The organism is Cryobacterium sp. PH31-L1 (assembly GCF_030063145.1).
Classification (GTDB): domain Bacteria; phylum Actinomycetota; class Actinomycetes; order Actinomycetales; family Microbacteriaceae; genus Cryobacterium.
On sequence record NZ_JASISM010000004.1, the window covers coordinates 215,598 to 233,310 of the forward strand.

Consider the following 17,713-nt stretch of genomic DNA (forward strand, 5'->3'; position numbering starts at 1 on the left):
CATCTGACACGGTCGTCGCACAGCAGTCGACGACGCAGTCGCCAGAGCTATCGCCCAAGGAGTCACATGACCATTTACGCAGTGCCCGGAACACCCGGAAGCCACGTCACCTTCAAGCCTCGCTATGAGAACTGGATCGGCGGAGCATGGACGCCGCCCGTTGCGGGCGAATATTTCGACGACATTTCTCCGGTCAACGGCAAGGTCTTCACCGAGGTTGCCCTCGGAACTCCGGCCGACATCGAGCTCGCCCTCGACGCCGCCCACCGCGCCGCACCGGCCTGGGGCAAGACCAGCTCCGCCGAGCGCGCAGCCGTGCTGAACAAGATCGCCGACGTCATCGACGCCAACCTCGAAGTTCTTGCCGTCGCGGAGACCTGGGACAACGGCAAGCCGGTGCGCGAGAACCTCGCCGCCGATATTCCCCTCGCCGCCGACCACTTCCGCTACTTCGCCGCCGCCATTCGCGCGCAGGACGGCGACCACGCTGAGCTCGACGGCGACAACGTCTCCTACCAATTCCACGAGCCGCTCGGCGTCGTCGGCCAGATCATACCCTGGAACTTTCCCATTCTGATGGCCTCGTGGAAGCTTGCGCCGGCCCTCGCCGCCGGCAACGCTATCGTGCTCAAGCCGGCCTCGCAGACCCCGGTTTCGATCCTCGTACTGATCGAACTCATCGGAGACATTCTGCCGAATGGGGTGCTCAATATCGTCAACGGTTACGGTGCGGATGCCGGTGCCCACCTCGCCTCGTCGCCGCGCATCAGCAAGATCGCCTTCACCGGCTCCACCCCGGTTGGCCGCACGATCCTCAAGGCCGCGAGCGACAACATCATTCCCTCCACCGTGGAGCTCGGCGGCAAGAGCCCGAACATCTTCTTCGCCGATGTGGCCCAGGCCCGCGACGACGCCTTCTACGACAAGGCGCTCGAAGGCTTCGTGCTGTTCGCGCTCAACCAGGGCGAGATCTGCGCCGCGCCGACCCGTGCCCTCGTGCAGAAGTCGATTTACGCCGGATTCGTCGACGACGCCGTCGCCCGCACCAAGCTGATCAAGCAGGGCAACCCGCTCGACACAGAGACCCAGGTGGGCGCGCAGGCCAGCAAGGCTCAATACGACAAGGTACTCGGCTACATCGAGATCGGAAAGAAGGAGGGCGCGACACTGCTCACTGGCGGCAGCGGTATCGACCTCGGCGGCGACCTCAGCGGCGGGTTCTACATTGAGCCCACCATCTTCGAGGGCGACAACTCGATGCGCATCTTCCAGGAAGAGATCTTCGGACCGGTGCTCGCCGTGACCAGCTTCGAGGACTACGCCGATGCCATCTCCATCGCCAACGACTCCGAGTTCGGTCTCGCGGCCGGCGTCTGGTCGCGTAATGGCAACGTGGCCTACCGTGCCGGGCGCGATCTCGAAGCCGGCCGGGTCTGGGTGAACAATTACCACACCTATCCGGCCGGCGCCGCGTTCGGTGGGTACAAGAACTCCGGCATCGGCCGCGAGAACAACAAGCTCGCCCTCGGCCACTACCAGCAGACCAAGAACCTGCTCGTGTCATACTCCGAGAACGCACTGGGCTTCTTCTAGAGCGCATGCCGGGCATCCGCTGATCGCTGCTGCGCGCGTTGCGCGCGTGGCGGCGACCGGCGGAGCCTCGCAACCTTTTGCAACCTTTGGTCTCCTACTCTGAGGACACCGCAGAACGCGGACCGACATCGTCGTCGAAATAGGAGTGATATGACCGTCTACGCAGTCCCAGGAACACCCGGCTCCAAAGTTACCTTCAAGTCCCGGTACGAGAACTGGATCGGCGGCGAATGGGTCGCCCCGGTCAAGGGCCAGTACTTCGAAGACATCACCCCCGTCACCGGCAAGCCGTTCGCCGAAGTCGCTCGCGGCACCGCCGAAGACATCGAACTGGCCCTCAACGCCGCCCACAAGGCCGCACCGGCCTGGGGCAAGACCAGCCCCACGGAACGTGCCGCTGTGCTCAACAAGATCGCCGACCTGATCGACGCCAACACCGAAATGCTCGCCGTCGCCGAGACCTGGGACAACGGCAAGGCCGTGCGCGAGACGATCAACGCCGACATTCCCCTCGCGGCTGACCACTTCCGCTACTTCGCCTCGGCGATCCGCGCCCAGGACGGCGACCACGCCCAGCTCGACGGCGACACCGTCTCGTACCAATTCCACGAGCCGCTCGGCGTCGTCGGCCAAATTATTCCGTGGAACTTCCCCATTTTGATGGCCGTCTGGAAGCTGGCCCCGGCCCTCGCCGCCGGCAACGCCATCGTGCTGAAGCCCGCCGAGCAGACCCCGGTCTCGATTCTGGTGCTGATGGAACTCATCGGCGACATCCTCCCTCCGGGCGTGGTCAACGTCGTCAACGGCTTCGGCCTCGAAGCCGGTAAGCCGCTCGCCTCGAGCAACCGCATCCGCAAGATCGCCTTCACCGGTGAAACCACCACCGGCCGGCTCATTTTGCAGTACGCCTCGGCCAACATCATCCCCTCGACCGTTGAGCTCGGCGGCAAGAGCCCGAACATCTTCTTCAGCGACGTCGCGCAGGAGAAGGACGCGTTCTACGACAAGGCGCAGGAAGGCTTCGTGCTCTTCGCCTTCAACCAGGGCGAGGTTTGCACGGCCCCGAGCCGGGCGCTGCTGCAGAAGCCCATCTACGACAGCTTCCTCGGCGACGCCGTCACCCGCGCCAAGAAGATCATCCAGGGCAACCCGCTCGACACCGACACCCAGATGGGCGCGCAGGCGAGCAACGACCAGCTCGAGAAGATCCTCTCCTACATCGACATCGGCACCAAGGAGGGCGCCAAGCTCGCCCTCGGCGGCGAACGTGCCGACCTTGGCGGCGACCTCACCGACGGCTACTACGTGCAGCCGACCATCTTCGAGGGCCACAACAAGATGCGCCTGTTCCAGGAGGAGATCTTCGGACCGGTGCTCGCCGTGACGAGCTTCACCGACTACGACGACGCCATATCGATCGCCAATGACACCATCTATGGTCTCGGTGCCGGCGTCTGGTCGCGCAACGGCAACGTCGCCTACCGGGCGGGTCGTGACATCCAGGCCGGCCGTGTCTGGGTCAACAACTACCACGCCTACCCCGCCGGCGCCGCGTTTGGCGGCTATAAGAGCTCCGGCATCGGCCGCGAGAACAACAAGCTCGCGCTCGGGCACTACCAGCAGACCAAGAACCTGCTGGTGTCGTACTCGGAGAACAAGCTGGGCTTCTTCTAAACCGCACCCAGCGGATGTTCACCACACGGTGAGAGTTCGCTGTAGGTCTGGCCCGGGGGCTGTCGACGACGTAACGTCGTAGGCAGCCCCTTTTTCATCGATTCTTCTGTAGAAAGGTCCGTCAATGTCGACACCCACGATTACCGCGTCGGTCACGATCGCCGGCGAAACCGCCCCCCGCGTTGAGCTCACCCCGGTCGCGGTCGATCTGCTCCGCAGCCTGTGGGAGGAGCACGGCCCGCTCATGTTCCACCAGTCCGGCGGATGCTGCGACGGCAGTTCACCCATGCTGTTCATGGCCGGCGAGTTCATCACCAGCGACCAGGACGTGCGGCTCGGCCAGTTCGACCTAGCTCCGGCTGGCGGGGCCGCTCAGCCGCTCGACTTCTGGATGTCGGCCGAACAGTTCAACTACTGGAGCCACACCTTTCTCACCGTCGACGTCGTGCCGGGCCGTGGCAGCGGCTTCAGCGCCGAAGCTCCGCGCGGTGTGCGCTTTCTCATCCGCTCCGAACTCATGACCACGATGACCCCTTTCGCCGCTCCGGCCGGCGCTGACACGGTCGAAGCGGAGGCCGCAGCCCCGCCCGCCGCGGCCCCTGTCCCCGCCTGAAGTCTCCCCCAGCTCGCCGAGCCGTGAGTTTTGAACGTTTCAAGGCCCTTTTGCGGGCCAAAACTCACGGCTCGGCGCACGAAACTCACGGCTCGGCGCACGCCTGGTGAGCCGCAGAGACGCGGTACCTACTGCCCGATGGCCTGGTAAGCGCTGAACAGCAGCGACGCGTCGGGGCCCTCGAGGATGGTGGGCTTGCCCACATCGTCGAGCACGACGAAGCGCAGCATGCCGCTGCGAGTCTTCTTGTCGCGCTGCATGGTGGCGAGCAGGGTAGGCCAGCGGCCCACCGGGTAGCCAGTCGGCAGGGTCAGTGATTCAAGGATGTTGCGGTGCCGGTCGACGACCTCGACCGAGAGCCGGCCGCTGAGGGCGGCGAGTTCTGCCGCGAACATCATTCCGACCGCTACGGCAGCACCGTGGCGCCAGCCGTAGCGTTCCGCGTGCTCGACCGCGTGGCCGAGGGTGTGGCCGTAGTTGAGGATCTCGCGGAGGCCGGCCTCCTTGAAGTCCTCGCCCACGATGCGCGCCTTCATGGCAATGGAGAGTTCGATCAGGCGGCGAAATTCGGGGGTCGTCGGGTCGGTGGCGCGGTCGACATCCGCTTCGATGATGTCGAGAATCTCGGGAACCTGAATGAACCCGGCCTTCACGATCTCGGCGAAGCCAGCGAGGATCTCGTTCTTTGGCAGGGCATCGAGCAGGTCGAGGTCGCAGAGCACTGCGGCGGGCGCATAGAAGGTGCCGACGAGGTTCTTGCCCTCGGCGGTGTTGATGCCGTTCTTGCCCCCGACGGCCGCGTCGACCATACCGAGCACGCTCGTGGGAATCTGAATGAGTTTCACGCCGCGCAGCCAGGTCGCCGCGACGAAGCCGGCGAGGTCGGTGACGGCTCCGCCGCCGAGTCCGATGACGGCATCGGTGCGGCTGAAGTCGGATTGCCCCATGACCCCCCAGCAGAACGCGGCGACCTCGACCCGCTTGGCGGCCTCGGCGTCGGGAATCTCGGCGAGCAACACCTCGGAGTAGGTTTCGAGCAGGTTGTCGCGGAGCTCGACAGCGCGGGCACCAACGGTGGAGGTGTGCACGATGAGCACCTTGTTGACGCCGCTGCCGAGCTGCTCGGCGACGGTAGTGACGAGTCCCCGCCCCACGCTGACCGGATAGCTGTCGACGCCGGTCACGGTGATCACGGTGGTTGCGGGCGTCGGGTCGGTCGTGCTTGAAATTTCAGTCATCATTTCTTTCTTGTACCCAATTCACGATTTCGTCGGCGATGCCGCTGATCGGTCGGTTGGAGGTGTCCAGGTGAATCGTCGCGAGGGCCTCATAGGTGGGGCGCCGCAGGTTGTAGATGCGTTCCCAGTCGGCGATACCACCGGCCAGGAGTGGCCTTCGGCTGCCGCCCAGACGCGCCTGCACGGCAGCACGGGTAACGCTCAGGTAGACGACAGTCGCGACTTCGAGATCGGCCTGGGTGTCGACGTTCAGCACCGCTCCCCCGCCGAGCGACACGATGGCCGGCTCGCCGAGGGCCCAGTCCACGGCTTCCCGCTCGATGATGCGAAAATACTCTTCGCCCTCGCGGGCGAAAATTTCCGGAATCGGACCGTAGCTCTCCACGATGCGTTTATCGGTGTCGATGAAGGGCACGTTCAGGCCACGGGCAACCCGGCGACCGATCTTGGTTTTTCCGGCGGCCATCGGCCCGATGAAAACGATCGGCAGCAACGAGTTGCGCAGGCTTAGCATCGAAACAGCCGAAGAGTCGTCACAGCGTTGCGTCGCTCGACGCGCCCGTGCGCAGGTTGGCCGGAATGTTGGCCAGGTAGGACTCGAGGTTGCGCCGGGTCTCGCCGATCGAGTCACCGCCGAACTTCTCCAGAACCGAGTTCGCGAGCACGAGCGCCACCATGGCCTCGGCCACGACGCCGGCGGCCGGAACCGCACAGACGTCGGAGCGTTGATGATGAGCCGGTGCTGGCTCGCTCGTGGCCACGTCGACCGTGCGCAGTGCCCGCGGAATCGTGGCGATCGGCTTCATACCGGCGCGAACGCGCAGCACTGTGCCGGTGCTCATGCCGCCCTCTGTACCGCCGGCCTTATCGCTGACGCGCTGGATGGCGCCATCTGCCTGCACGAGTTCGTCGTGGGCGGCCGAGCCGCGGCGGCGGGTGGTATCGAAGCCGTCGCCGACCTCGACGCCCTTGATCGCCTGGATGCCCATGAGGGCGGCGGCGAGCTGGGAGTCCAGGCGTCGGTCCCAGTGCACGAAGGAGCCGAGGCCGGGGGGAAGGTTGTAGGCGAGGACCTCGACGACGCCGCCGAGGGTGTCGCCGTCGTGGTGGGCGGCATCCACTTCAGCCACCATCAGAGCGGATGTCGCGGCGTCGAAACAGCGCAGCGGGTCGGCGTCGAGGGCATCGACGTCGCCCGGCTGCGGCAGCGGCGTGCCGTCGGGCACCAGCACCGGGCCGATGGCGATGGTGTGGCTGACCAGCTGGATTCCCAGCTCGTTCAGAAACGACCGCGCGACGGCGCCGAGCGCCACCCGAGCGGCGGTCTCGCGGGCGCTCGCGCGCTCCAGTACCGGGCGGGCTTCGTCGAAACCGTACTTCTGCATGCCCGCCAGGTCGGCGTGTCCGGGCCGGGGCCGGGTCAGGGGCGCGCCGCGGCCGCGGGCGAGCGTGGCCGGGTCTACCGGTGCGGCGCTCATCACGTCGACCCATTTGGGCCATTCCGAGTTGCCGATGCGCAGCGCGACAGGGCCGCCGAGGGTGACGCCGTGTCGCACTCCACCCGAGAGGGTGAGCTCGTCCTCTTCAAACTTCATGCGGGCGCCGCGGCCGTAGCCGAGCTTGCGGCGCGCCAGATCGAGACGGATCGAATCAAGGGTGACCGGGATTCCAGCGGGCAAACCCTCGACAATGGCGATGAGTTCGGGGCCGTGAGATTCTCCGGCAGTGAGCCAACGAAGCATGCTTCCTATCTTTCCACAGCAACGTGAGGGCCGGCGTCGCTGGGACCAGGGTCGCGGCTCAGCGCGCCGCGCATGGCCGCAAGCACTGCCTGCTCGTCGGCTAACGGTTCAAACGGATCGGCGGTGACGAACACGCGCACCTGAATGAGGGCCTGATGCAGCAGCATCCCGAGCCCGTTCAGCACCGTGCCGCCAGCGGCATGCCAGGACGAGGCGACTCCGCTCGGCCACGGTGAATACGCGACGTCGAACAAGACGGCCCGTTGACGCAGTTCAAGCGGCAGTGGCGTCGGCAGCACGGTCCCCCCGGGCAGAGTGCTGATCACGACGTCGGTGTCGACCCGGGTGACGCCGCCGAAATCCTGCAGGTCTACGACCACGCCGAGTGTTCGGCCGAGCTCGATCAGCGGCTGCGCCTTGACCGCATCCCGCATGAGTACCGTGACGAATTCAGCGCCGAGTTCGGCTGCCGCCATCAGAGCGGATGCCGCCGTCGCGCCGGCTCCGAGCAGGGTCACGTGCGCCGCCCGGGTGACTCCACTCTCGGCGAGGGCACGCACCAGCCCCGCAACGTCCGTGTTGTAGCCGCTCAGCGTGCCGCGTCCCTTGACCCGGCGCAGCAGCACGGTGTTGACCGATCCGGTCAGCTGGGCGACCCGATCGCAGTCGTCGATGAACGGCAGAACCTCCTGCTTGAGCGGCATGGTAAGTGACAGACCGCGCCATTCCGGCCCGACTTTGCTCAGGAACATGGCCAGGGAGCCGGACTTCACCTCGACCGCATCGTATGACCAATCGAGGCCCAACTGACGGTAGGCGGCCCGGTGCAGCAGCGGCGAACGTGAGTGCTTGATCGGCGAGCCAAGCACCGCGAGGCGGTTCAAGCTGAGGCTATCCATATTCGGGGTGCTCCCTCATCCAGTTCTGCCACACGACGACCGCTGCGTCGTGCTCGGCCACGGTGGTGGAGAACACGGTCTCGCCGGTATCGAGGTTGACGGTCACGAAGAACAGCCAGGGGCCGTCGACCGGGTGCAGGGCGGCGTCGATGGCGAGGTCGCCGGGGTTCGAGATGGGGCCGACGACCATGCCGGGATGCACGTACGTGTTGTAGAGATTGCCGGCATCCGCGCGTTCGGCGTCGGTCGTAGTGACGAGATGGGTGTTTCCGGTGCCATAGGCGACGGTCGCGTCGGACTGCAGCAAGCCGCTCTCCCACTGGGCGGGGTCCAGCCGGTTGAGGAAGACCCGCGACACCTTGTAGTAGTCGTCGCGCAGGCCCGCCTCTCGCTGAATGAGTGAGGCGAACACGATGGTCGACCAACGGTCTGCGACCGCGACCCCGGCCGTGTCGAGGGCCTCGAACTGCCGGTTCACCATGGCCTGAAGGGCCACCTGTGCGGTGTCGCCCGGGGAGAACGTGTACGTCGCGGGAAACAGGAATCCCTCGAGGGTGGTTGCCTCGGGCGGGAGCCCGAACGAGCCCACGTTGGCCGCAGCAGCGTTCAGGTCGGCGCGGGGAATATCGGTTCCCTCCGAGATCGACTTCAGCACGTCGACGGCCGCAGTACCCTCCGGAACAACCACGGTCTGACTCAGTCGCGTGCCGTCATTCAGAAGGGCATCGAGGGCAGTACCCGCGACCATTTTCGTTTTGAGCTGATAGGCGCCGGGCTGGAAAACCGGCTCCGGGGTCGTCTGCAGCAGAATCGCATAGAACGCGTCGAAGCTTTTCACGACGCCCTGGTCGACGAGGGTGTTGGTAATCTCCGAGCCGCCGTCACCGTCGTGGATCATCACGACAATGTCCTCACCGGTGGCGGCTTCCTCGGCGGTGAAATCGGCAGGCCCCTGCGTGGCGGCGATGATTTGCGAGATCGGACCCTGAAGAAAGACGTAGGCGGCGGCCACGAGGGCTGCCAGCACGACGAAGACGATCAGGCAGCCCCAGGCACCCTTATGGCTACGCTTTTCTCGCGGCGGTTCGTCGGCGAGCAGCGAACGACGCTTGGCACGGTCGCGGCCGGAATCAGCGCTCTCGTTCGCCGTCAGGAAGTCAGTGGCAGTGGTCGTAGGCACGGCTGCTTCGCGGGAAAGTCGCGGGAGTAGCGGCGCGTCCGGGGCTCCGGCGGCACGGGGCGGCACGGGCTGAATCTCCCCCGCGGCTGCCTGTTCGGCCGCTGCGTCCGCGGCGGCCTGTTGCGCGCGTAGCTGACGGCGGCTTGGCAGGGGCTCTTCCGGGGTGGAACTCGGCACGGTTACGGCCTCTCGGTCGGTTCGACGGGCGACCCTGGCGGCCGCCCCGAGGCACGCTCGCTGTCGAGCGCGTGTTGCAGAATGATAGTCGCGGCCACCTGATCAATCACTGGTCGTTGCGTTTTCGCTGAGCGACCGGATGCCCGCAGGGCCGACTGTGCCGACACCGTAGAGAGTCGTTCGTCGACCAGTCGCACCGGAACCTCGAACGTTCGGGCGAGCCGGTCGGCGAAATCGATCGCGTCGTCGGTTGATGCCGTCACATTTCCCGACAGGGCCAGGGGCAGGCCGACGATGACCTCGACGGCATCGAGCTCGATCACAATGGCTCGAATGCGCGCGAGATCGGTCAGGCCCGCCTGATCGCGGGCGACCGTTTCGACCGGTGTCGCGAGCATGCCGTGGTTGTCGCTGCGGGCGAGCCCGATACGCACCTTCCCGACGTCGACGCCGACCCGAACTCCGGAGCGCATCGTTAGCGACTGATCGCGGCGACGACGGCCTGCAGGGCGGCCGGGATGGCGTCGCCGTTGGGGCCACCGCCCTGGGCGAGGTCGTCCTTGCCGCCACCTCCGCCGCCGAGGATACCGGCCACGGTCTTGGCGAGGGCGCCGGCTTTGTGGCCAGCATCGCGAGCGGCCTGGTTGGTGGCGACGATCACGACGGGCTTGTCGGCGGCGATCGCGGAGAGCGCCACGACGACCGCGTCGGTACCGAGACGTTCCCGCGTGGCGAGGGCCAGCATCCGAACGTCGTCCGGAGAACCGAGCACACCGAGGTCTTCGGCGACGACGGTCACTGCGCAGGCCCGGCGAGCCGTTGCCAGGAGTGCGGGCACCCGGTCGGTTAGCGCGCGGGCTTCGAAGGCGGCGATCTTCTTCTCGGCCGCTTTGAGGCTCGTCACGAGGTCGCTAATGCGCTCGGGCAGCTGGTCGCGCGGCGTCTTCAGGCTCGAGGTGAGCTGCGACACGAGGGTGCGTTCGGCGGCGAGATCACGGAACGCTTCGAGTCCGACGAGGGATTCGACGCGGCGGTTCGTCGAACCGACCGAGGCCTCGCTGATCAGGTTGATCATGCCGATCTCGGCACTGCTGGTGACGTGGGTGCCGGCGCAGAGTTCGCGCGACCAGGGGCCGCCGATGTCGACAACGCGCACGACGTCGCCGTACTTTTCGCCGAAGAGGGCCATGGCACCCAGTGCCTTCGCCTCGGCCAGGGGCAATTCCCGCGTGGTCACCGGCAGGTTGTCGCGGATGGCGTTGTTGGAGATCTCTTCTATCTCGGTGCGGGTCGCCGGCGACAGCGCCTGGTTCCAGGAGAAGTCGAGGCGAAAGAACCCGGCTTTGTTGTACGAGCCGGACTGGTGGGCGTTCGGGCCGAGTACCTGGCGCAGGGCGGCATGCAGAATGTGCGTTCCGGAGTGCGCCTGGCGGGCTCCGCGGCGCCAACTCTCGTCGACCACGCTCGTGGCGCTGTCGCCGACACCGACCTCGCCGGACTGCACGAGCACCTTGTGGCTGATCAGACCCTTGACCGGCTTTTGCACGTCGAGCACCTTGAGCTCGTAGCCGGGACCGACGATGAGGCCAGCATCCGCTTCCTGACCGCCGGACTCAGCCCAGAGGGCCGTCTCGGCAAGGATGACTTCGGCGGTTTCACCGGCGACCGCACTCGTGACGGACTCACCGTCCACGATGAGGCCGAGCACGCTCGACTCATTCTGCAGGTCGTCATACCCGGTGAAAACCGTCTCACCGAGGGCACGGAAGGCGCTGTACACACCGAGGTCGGCCAGAGTCGTCTTCTTGGACTTCGCGTCGGCCTTAGCCATGGTGCGCTGCTTGGTCATGAGTACGTCGAAGGCGTCCCGGTTGACGCTGAGGCCGGCCTCTTCGGCGATCTCGAGGGTGATCTCGATCGGGAACCCGTAAGTGTCGTGCAGCAGGAACGCGGTCGGGCCGGCCAGCTCAGTCTTGTTGGCCTTCTTGGTCTTCGCCACGGCCAGGTCAAGCACGGTACTTCCGCTGGCAAGGGTGCGCAGGAAGGTTTCTTCCTCGGCAAATGCGGCCTGGCTGATGCGCCCAAAGTCGCTCTTGACCTCGGGGTAGGCTGCGCTCATCGCGTCGCGGGAGGCAGGCAGCAGTTCAGGCAGGCTGACGGTGTCGACGCCGAGCAGGCGCATGGCGCGCACGCTGCGCCGCAGCAGGCGGCGGAGGATATAGCCGCGGCCCTCATTGGACGGCATGACGCCGTCGCTCATCAGCATGAGGGAGGAGCGTACGTGGTCGGCGACGATGCGCATGCGCACGTCGTCGTCGTGATCGGCGCCGTAGCGGCGGCCAGACAGGGCTGCGGCACGATCGAGAACCGGGCGAACCTGGTCGATCTCGTACATGTTCTCGACGCCCTGTTTGAGGAACGCAACGCGTTCGAGGCCCATGCCGGTGTCAATGTTCTTCTTCGGCAGGTCGCCGAGAATCTTGAAATCGCTCTTGCCGGTGCTTTCGCCGCGCAGGTACTGCATAAAGACGAGGTTCCAGATTTCGACGTAACGATCGTCGTCAGTGGCGGGGCCACCGTCGGCGCCGTAGGCGGGACCACGGTCGAAGAAAATCTCCGAGCAGGGGCCGGCCGGTCCTGGCTGGCCGGTGGACCAGTAGTTGGACTCCATGCCGAGGCGCTGGATGCGGTTGTCCGGCACGCCAATGGCCCGCCAGTAGCGGTAGGCCTCGTCGTCGTCGAGGTAGATGGTCACCCAGAGGTCGCTTTCGCGAAAGCCGTAGCCGCCCTGGTTCTCGGGCGTGGTCAGCAGTTCCCAGGCGAAGCCGATGGCCTCTTCCTTGAAGTAGTCGCCGAAGCTGAAGTTGCCGTTCATCTGAAAGAACGTGCCATGCCTGGGGGTCTTGCCGACCTCTTCGATGTCGTTGGTACGGATGCATTTCTGCACGCTCGTCGCACGCGGGTACGGCGCCGGAACGAGCCCGGTGAGGTACGGCACGAACGGCACCATGCCGGCGACGGTGAAGAGAAGGGTGGGGTCGTCGCTCACCAATGAGGCGGACGGCACAACGGTGTGTCCACGATCGGCGAAGAAGTCGAGCCAGCGCCCGCGAATGTCAGCAGTCTGCATGGTGTCCGTAGCTTTTGTCGTGCATGAATGTGGTGGTGCGGTGAAAAGGTCTGCCTGAGTTGAGCGGATGCTTACGGCTCGCTGGTCGCCGGTGCGTCACCCGCGGCAGCAGTGGCGACGTCGCCGAGCGCAGCGTGCAGCTCGGCCTCGCGCTGGCGATAGCCCTCGGAGATGGCCTCGCCGAACTCGCGGGCCTTGGTGTCAAGTTCGGTGAAGAACTGCTTGCCCTGCTGGGTCTTGTTGACCTCGTGGGCCACCACGAAGCCCGCGGCCACGCCGATGACCAACCAGATGACGTTCTTCATGGCACTTCTCCCTGAATCTGGTCTAGCCGTAGCTGTCGATAAGTCCGGCGCGAAAATATCAACGCCGTGTCCAGAGTAGCCGGTCAACCCCGATTACGCCGAGGCCGCGGCCGTCCGGCGCGAAAGGCCGCCCGGACGCCGGCCGAGAAACCGGCGAGCTTGATCAGCGGCCCGCCGACCGTGGCCGCGAACAACGCGACCAGCGCCGAGACGTTACCGGTGACATCCGCTACGTTGCTCGTGATGGTGTCCACCCTGGCCAGTTGCTGGTTGGTAGAACGGACGGTCTCCGTCGTCTCGGTCAGCATCGGGGTGATTCCCTCGCTGAGTTCATGGATGGCGGCGGTGGTCTCATCGAACACTCGGCCCAGTTTGACCAACGGAATAGCGATGACAGCGACCAGTATTGCGAACACGCCAGCGGCGATGAGGCCGGCAATATCTCCACCTGACACGGTGACTCCACTCAGCTCGATGGGCTCTTGCGGAGCCCGGGTATACAAAAGGGCGGATCACCCTGAGGTGATCCGCCCTTCAGCGTACCGGTCACAGACCGGCGATGGGACTAGCGAGCTGCGTAGTACTCCACGACGAGCTGAACTTCACAGGTCACGGGGATCTCGATGCGCTTCGGGGCGCGCACGAGGCGGGCCTGAAGCTTGTCGAGCTCTACCTCGAGGTACGGCGGGAGCTTGGGGAGCAGGTCGACGTGGCCGCCGGCTGCTGCAACCTGGAAGGGCTCCATGCCCTCACTGCGAGCCTTGACGTGCATGAGCTGGCCCGGCTTCACGCGGAAGGAGGGCCGGTCAACGAGCTCTCCGTCGACGAGGATGTGACGGTGCACGATCATCTGGCGAGCCTGAGCGGTGGTGCGGGCGATGGCCGAACGCACGAGGAGGGCGTCGAGACGGGTCTCGAGGATCTCGACGAGGTTCTCACCGGTCAGTCCCTGACGACGACGAGCCTGCTCGAAGGCAATCTTGAGCTGGGCTTCGCGGATGCCGTACTGGGCGCGTAAGCGCTGCTTTTCGCGCAGTCGAACGGCGTAGTCCGAGTCGGTCTTGCGCTTGGTGCGACCGTGCTCACCGGGTGCATAGGGGCGCTTCTCGAGGAAGCGGGCTGCCTTCGGCGTGAGGGCAATGCCCAGGGCGCGCGAGAGGCGAGTTTTACTGCGGGTACGTGACTTGGTAGACACGGTTTCCTTTCAATCGGACTCAATAACAGGGATACCAGGGCGAGTGCGCCGGAATGGGCACAGGTCATGGGAGATCAGAGGATTGGGTGCCATGGGTCGTTCGGCTACAAAACGAAACCCCTCCAAACTGGATCCGGACGCAGCCGCATGCCGAAACCAGTTGTAGGCAGAGTCAAGGTTAGCACACGAGCGGATGCTGTTGATCGCGTTCTCGAGGCGGGCAGCGTCGGCGGGTCACCCGCTCCTCGCTCAAACATCGCGGGTGCGCAGGACACTCCGCGAAACTCGCAACCCCGCGGGAAACCCGCCGCCGCCGCAAGTCCAGAGCCGAGCCCTGACGAGTTATTGGTTGCGGACTATCCGGCGGATTTTTAGGAGGCGGGCGGAGACTTCGCGCTCGTGGCCGTGCTCGGTGGGGGCGTAGTAGATGGTCTGTGTGAGTTCGGTCGGCGGGTACTGCTGCGTGACGACGCCGAGCGGGTCATTGTGCGGATAGACGTAGCCTTTGCCGTGGCCGAGGCGCTTGGCTCCCGGGTAGTGCGCGTCGCGCATACCCTTGGGTACGCGGCCCATCTTCCCGGCGCGCACGTCGGCGATGGCCGCGTCGAGGGCCATATAGGCGGCGTTCGACTTGGGTGCCGTGGCCAGGTGAACGACCGCTTGGGCGAGCGGAATACGACCTTCCGGCATGCCGATCAGGGCGACGGCGTCGGCGGCGGCGACAGCGATCAGCAGCGACTGCGGGTCGGCCATCCCGATGTCCTCGGAGGCAAGAATAATGATGCGGCGGCAAATGTAACGTGGGTCTTCGCCGGCCTCGATCATGCGCGCGAGGTAGTGCAGCGCGGCGTCGACGTCACTGCCGCGCACCGATTTGATGAACGCGCTGATCACGTCGTAGTGCTCATCACCATTGCGGTCGTAACGCAACAGCGCGCGGTCGACTGCGAGTGAGACGATGTCGGTCGTGATCACCGGCTTGCCCGGCGCGCCGGCCTCCAGGGTCGTTTCTGCCGAAACGGATGCCGCCTCCAGCGCGGTCAGCGCCCGCCTCGCGTCGCCCGATGCCAGCCGAATGATCGCGCCACGAGCCTCGGGCTCGAGTTCGAACCGGTCGGCGAGGCCGCGGGCGTCGGTGACGGCCCGGTCGACGACGATGCCGAGATCATCGTCGCTGAGCACTTCGAGGGTGAGCAGAAGCGACCGGGAGAGCAGGGGCGAAATGATCGAGAACGACGGGTTCTCGGTCGTCGCCGCGACCAGGATGATCACACCGTTTTCAACACCGGGCAACAGGGCATCCTGCTGGGCCTTCGAGAAACGGTGGATCTCGTCGAGGAACAACACGGTCGACAAGCCGTACAGGTCTCGGTTCGTGCGGGCGTCTTCCATCACCTGACGTACGTCGCGCACGCCGGCGGTCACCGCGGAAAGTTCGACGAAGCGACGGCCGGAGCTGTGCGCGATGGCCTGGGCGAGCGTGGTCTTGCCGGTGCCGGGAGGACCCCACAAAATGACCGAGACGCTGCCGCGCTCCCCGGTTTTGTCGCTGGCGAGGCTCACCAGCGGCGACCCGGGGGTGAGCAGGTGACGTTGGCCGGCAACCTCGTCGAGGGTCTTGGGGCGCATTCGTACGGCGAGGGGGGTTGCGCCACTGCGCAGACCCGGTTGTGCATCCGACATTCCTCCAGCGTAGTTTGTGAGAGAGTTCTACGAGGTCGGTCGCGTTGGCGTACGGTCACGTTTTGTCCGGTCGTCGCCAACCCCGACGGCCCTGGAGGGGTTCCAAGTGGCTTCGAATTACAAGCTTGAGCGTGCGGCACGTGAAGAGCGCGGCCGTGTTCGTTCCTACCAGGCGCGCAGGGCCGTGCACGAGCACCAGCAGAAGCGGCGCGTGCGTGACAATCTGATATACGGTGGCGGACTCCTCGTGGCGCTCACCCTGATCGTGATCGCCCAGGTGTTCTACTTCGACGGCGGCCCGGGTACCCCAGCGCCCACGGCCGCCTCAACGTCCACTCCGACGCCGACGACCACGGCAGCGGCCGGTGCAAATACCGGCGACGTGCCCGCGAGCACCCTGGCCGAGGGACGAACCTGGACCGGCACCCTGACCCTCAACGACGTCGACCTCGGCATCGAACTCGACGGCGCGCTCGCCCCCCAGGGCGTCTCCTCCACGATCAGCCTCGCCCAGAGTGGTTTCTACAACGGCACCACCTGCCACCGCCTCACCAACGGTGGCTTCTTCGTTCTGCAGTGCGGCGACCCGGCCGGCGACGGATCCGGCGGCCCCGGTTACAGCTACGGTCCGGTCGAAAACGCTCCGGCCGATAACGTCTACCCGGCCGGTACCCTCGCCATGGCTCGCCAAGGCGGCAATGGGTACAGCATGGGCAGTCAGCTCTTCGTAGTCTACGACGACACGACTATCCCGTCCGACGCGGGCGGCGGCTACACCGTGCTCGGTCACGTCACGAGCGGACTGGACGAGCTCAAGGCCCAGATCACGGATGCCGGCACCGCGGACGGCTCCGGCGACGGCGCCCCGAAAGTGCCAACGACGATCACGGGCATAACACTTCAGTAGGATCGATCGTCACCCCTGCGCTATTGCAATAGGCTTATCAGGGTATTTCTTAGGTTCCGCACTCTTCACTCCCGCGGATCCACACACAACAACTCAGCAAAGGTGAGGCTCTTGACTACGACAGATCAGCAACCATGGGGTCGCGTAGACGAAACCGGCACGGTTTACGTGCGCGAGGCAGATGGCGAACGCGCCGTCGGCCAGTACCCGGATGCCACTCCGGAAGAGGCCCTGGCCTACTTCGAGCGCAAGTACGTCGAGCTCAACGGACAGGTCACCCTGCTCGAGCAGCGTGCGAAGGGTGGCGCGCCGGCCGCGGATATCGCCAAGTCGGTCGCCAACCTCACAGTTGCCGTCGCCAATGCCAACGCGGTCGGAAACCTTGCTGCCCTGGCCGAGCGCCTCGGCGCTCTCGGCGGTGCCGTCAGTGAGCTCACCGAGCAGCAGAGCATCGAAACGAAGGCTGCATCCGCTGCCGCTGTCGCCGAACGAGCCGAGATCGTGACCGAGGCTGAGCGCCTCGCCGCCGAGGATCCGGCCAAGACGCAGTGGAAGCAGACCAGCGCCGCTCTCGACGCCCTCTTTGCCAAGTGGCAGGCACACCAGCACGACGCCCCGCGCATTCCCAAGGGCGAAGCCAACGACCTGTGGAAGCGTTTTCGGGCAGCCCGCACCACGATCGAGCAGAACCGCAAGGCGTTCTTCGCCGAACTCGACAGCGCTCACAAAGACGTTCGTACCAAGAAGCAGCACCTGATCGAGCAGGCCGAGGCCCTCGCCCCGCAGGGCGCCGACGGTGTCTCCGCCTATCGCAACCTGCTCGACGAGTGGAAGAAAGCCGGCCGCAGCGGTAAGAAGCAGGACGACGCCATGTGGGCCAAATTCAAGGCTGCCGGCGACGTGCTCTACTCGGTCAAGAGTGAGGTCGAAGCCCAGGACAACGAAGAGTTCTCCGCGAACCTCGTACTCAAGCTCGAATTGCTGACCCAGGCCGAAACCCTGCTCACCACCACCGACCGGAATGCCGCGCGCGACACCCTCACTTCGATCCAGCGCAAGTGGGACGAAATCGGCAAGGTCCCGCGGGACCAGGTGAAGCCGATCGAGGATCGCCTGCGCAAGGTGGAAGCCGTCGTGCGCAAGCTCGACGACGATCACTGGAAGCGCAACAACCCCGAGACCAAGGCGCGCACCGAGGGCCTGGCCGGGCAGCTGAACGACGCGATCGCCAAGCTCGAGGCCGAGCTGGCCACGGCGCAGAAGGGTCAGAACGCCCGGGCCATCAAGGACGCCACCGAAGCGCTCGAGGCCCGCAAAGCCTGGCTCAAGGCCATCGGCCAGTAGCCGGCAGACAACTTCACGCAGGTACGGAGTTAT

At 65.7% G+C, this 17,713-nt stretch carries 15 protein-coding genes and 1 pseudogene; 5 read left to right on the forward strand and 11 right to left on the reverse strand.

Annotated features, from left to right (window positions below):
• Positions 1 to 66 precede the first annotated feature (66 nt).
• The 3 genes and pseudogenes from QMF22_RS10000 to QMF22_RS10010 form a co-directional block, all read left to right on the forward strand.
• On the forward strand, positions 67 to 1,593 hold the full coding sequence (locus QMF22_RS10000) for an aldehyde dehydrogenase family protein (RefSeq protein WP_283453078.1): 1,527 nt from the start codon (positions 67 to 69) through the stop codon (positions 1,591 to 1,593).
• A 150-nt stretch (positions 1,594 to 1,743) separates the two neighbouring features.
• The gene (gene exaC, locus QMF22_RS10005) at positions 1,744 to 3,267 is read left to right on the forward strand and encodes an acetaldehyde dehydrogenase ExaC (protein WP_283453080.1); all 1,524 of its coding nucleotides are present in this window, start codon (positions 1,744 to 1,746) and stop codon (positions 3,265 to 3,267) included.
• A gap of 124 nt (positions 3,268 to 3,391) precedes the next feature.
• Positions 3,392 to 3,787: pseudogene (locus tag QMF22_RS10010) on the forward strand (DUF779 domain-containing protein); the annotation flags it as partial.
• Between the two features lie 221 nt (positions 3,788 to 4,008).
• Here the strand turns inward: QMF22_RS10010 and aroB are convergent.
• From aroB to QMF22_RS10065, 11 genes are all read right to left on the reverse strand, one after another.
• A complete protein-coding gene (gene aroB / locus QMF22_RS10015; protein WP_283453082.1) occupies positions 4,009 to 5,118 on the reverse strand; it encodes a 3-dehydroquinate synthase in 1,110 nt (369 codons plus the stop codon).
• On the reverse strand, positions 5,111 to 5,632 hold the full coding sequence (locus QMF22_RS10020) for a shikimate kinase (protein WP_283453084.1): 522 nt from the start codon (positions 5,630 to 5,632) through the stop codon (positions 5,111 to 5,113). Before QMF22_RS10020 ends, aroB begins: the two co-directional genes overlap by 8 nt.
• Before the next feature lie 19 nt (positions 5,633 to 5,651).
• On the reverse strand, positions 5,652 to 6,860 hold the full coding sequence (gene aroC / locus QMF22_RS10025) for a chorismate synthase (protein ID WP_283453087.1): 1,209 nt from the start codon (positions 6,858 to 6,860) through the stop codon (positions 5,652 to 5,654).
• A gap of 5 nt (positions 6,861 to 6,865) precedes the next feature.
• Positions 6,866 to 7,759 (reverse strand): shikimate dehydrogenase, encoded by an 894-nt coding sequence (locus QMF22_RS10030; RefSeq protein WP_283453089.1) that lies wholly within the window; start codon positions 7,757 to 7,759, stop codon positions 6,866 to 6,868.
• The gene (gene mltG / locus QMF22_RS10035; RefSeq protein ID WP_283453091.1) at positions 7,752 to 8,939 is read right to left on the reverse strand and encodes an endolytic transglycosylase MltG; all 1,188 of its coding nucleotides are present in this window, start codon (positions 8,937 to 8,939) and stop codon (positions 7,752 to 7,754) included. Before mltG ends, QMF22_RS10030 begins: the two co-directional genes overlap by 8 nt.
• A 179-nt stretch (positions 8,940 to 9,118) precedes the next feature.
• A complete protein-coding gene (ruvX, locus tag QMF22_RS10040) occupies positions 9,119 to 9,589 on the reverse strand; it encodes a Holliday junction resolvase RuvX (RefSeq protein WP_283453094.1) in 471 nt (156 codons plus the stop codon).
• 2 nt (positions 9,590 to 9,591) lie between these two features.
• Positions 9,592 to 12,246, reverse strand: coding sequence for an alanine--tRNA ligase (gene alaS / locus QMF22_RS10045; RefSeq protein ID WP_283453096.1), 2,655 nt, complete (start codon positions 12,244 to 12,246; stop codon positions 9,592 to 9,594).
• 71 nt (positions 12,247 to 12,317) lie between these two features.
• The gene (locus tag QMF22_RS10050) at positions 12,318 to 12,551 is read right to left on the reverse strand and encodes a hypothetical protein (protein WP_283453098.1); all 234 of its coding nucleotides are present in this window, start codon (positions 12,549 to 12,551) and stop codon (positions 12,318 to 12,320) included.
• Between the two features lie 83 nt (positions 12,552 to 12,634).
• Positions 12,635 to 13,006 carry a DUF948 domain-containing protein gene (locus tag QMF22_RS10055; protein WP_283453100.1) on the reverse strand — a complete coding sequence of 124 codons (372 nt, stop codon included), beginning with the start codon at positions 13,004 to 13,006 and terminating at the stop codon, positions 12,635 to 12,637.
• Positions 13,007 to 13,116: 110 nt separating this feature from the next.
• The gene (gene rpsD / locus QMF22_RS10060; RefSeq protein ID WP_092107727.1) at positions 13,117 to 13,746 is read right to left on the reverse strand and encodes a 30S ribosomal protein S4; all 630 of its coding nucleotides are present in this window, start codon (positions 13,744 to 13,746) and stop codon (positions 13,117 to 13,119) included.
• Between the two features lie 342 nt (positions 13,747 to 14,088).
• A complete protein-coding gene (locus tag QMF22_RS10065; RefSeq protein ID WP_283453104.1) occupies positions 14,089 to 15,429 on the reverse strand; it encodes a replication-associated recombination protein A in 1,341 nt (446 codons plus the stop codon).
• A 106-nt stretch (positions 15,430 to 15,535) separates the two neighbouring features.
• Here QMF22_RS10065 and QMF22_RS10070 point away from each other — a divergent pair, with 106 nt between their 5' ends.
• Together QMF22_RS10070 and QMF22_RS10075 are read left to right on the forward strand one after the other, a co-directional pair.
• Positions 15,536 to 16,336 (forward strand): peptidylprolyl isomerase, encoded by an 801-nt coding sequence (locus QMF22_RS10070; RefSeq protein ID WP_283453106.1) that lies wholly within the window; start codon positions 15,536 to 15,538, stop codon positions 16,334 to 16,336.
• A gap of 111 nt (positions 16,337 to 16,447) precedes the next feature.
• Entirely contained in the window at positions 16,448 to 17,680 is a 1,233-nt protein-coding gene (locus QMF22_RS10075; protein ID WP_283453108.1) for a DUF349 domain-containing protein, read from the forward strand.
• Positions 17,681 to 17,713: the final 33 nt, after the last annotated feature.

Excerpts from the sequence above, each read along its gene's own strand:
- QMF22_RS10065 (WP_283453104.1), bottom strand. The coding sequence starts at position 15,429 with ATGTCGGATGCACAACCGGGTCTGCGCAGTGGCGCAACCCCCCTCGCC.
- QMF22_RS10050 (WP_283453098.1), bottom strand. The coding sequence starts at position 12,551 with ATGAAGAACGTCATCTGGTTGGTCATCGGCGTGGCCGCGGGCTTCGTG.
- aroB (WP_283453082.1), bottom strand. The coding sequence starts at position 5,118 with ATGACTGAAATTTCAAGCACGACCGACCCGACGCCCGCAACCACCGTG.
- QMF22_RS10000 (WP_283453078.1), top strand. The coding sequence starts at position 67 with ATGACCATTTACGCAGTGCCCGGAACACCCGGAAGCCACGTCACCTTC.
- aroC (WP_283453087.1), bottom strand. The coding sequence starts at position 6,860 with ATGCTTCGTTGGCTCACTGCCGGAGAATCTCACGGCCCCGAACTCATC.
- alaS (WP_283453096.1), bottom strand. The coding sequence starts at position 12,246 with ATGCAGACTGCTGACATTCGCGGGCGCTGGCTCGACTTCTTCGCCGAT.
- QMF22_RS10020 (WP_283453084.1), bottom strand. The coding sequence starts at position 5,632 with ATGCTAAGCCTGCGCAACTCGTTGCTGCCGATCGTTTTCATCGGGCCG.
- exaC (WP_283453080.1), top strand. The coding sequence starts at position 1,744 with ATGACCGTCTACGCAGTCCCAGGAACACCCGGCTCCAAAGTTACCTTC.
- QMF22_RS10030 (WP_283453089.1), bottom strand. The coding sequence starts at position 7,759 with ATGGATAGCCTCAGCTTGAACCGCCTCGCGGTGCTTGGCTCGCCGATC.
- ruvX (WP_283453094.1), bottom strand. The coding sequence starts at position 9,589 with ATGCGCTCCGGAGTTCGGGTCGGCGTCGACGTCGGGAAGGTGCGTATC.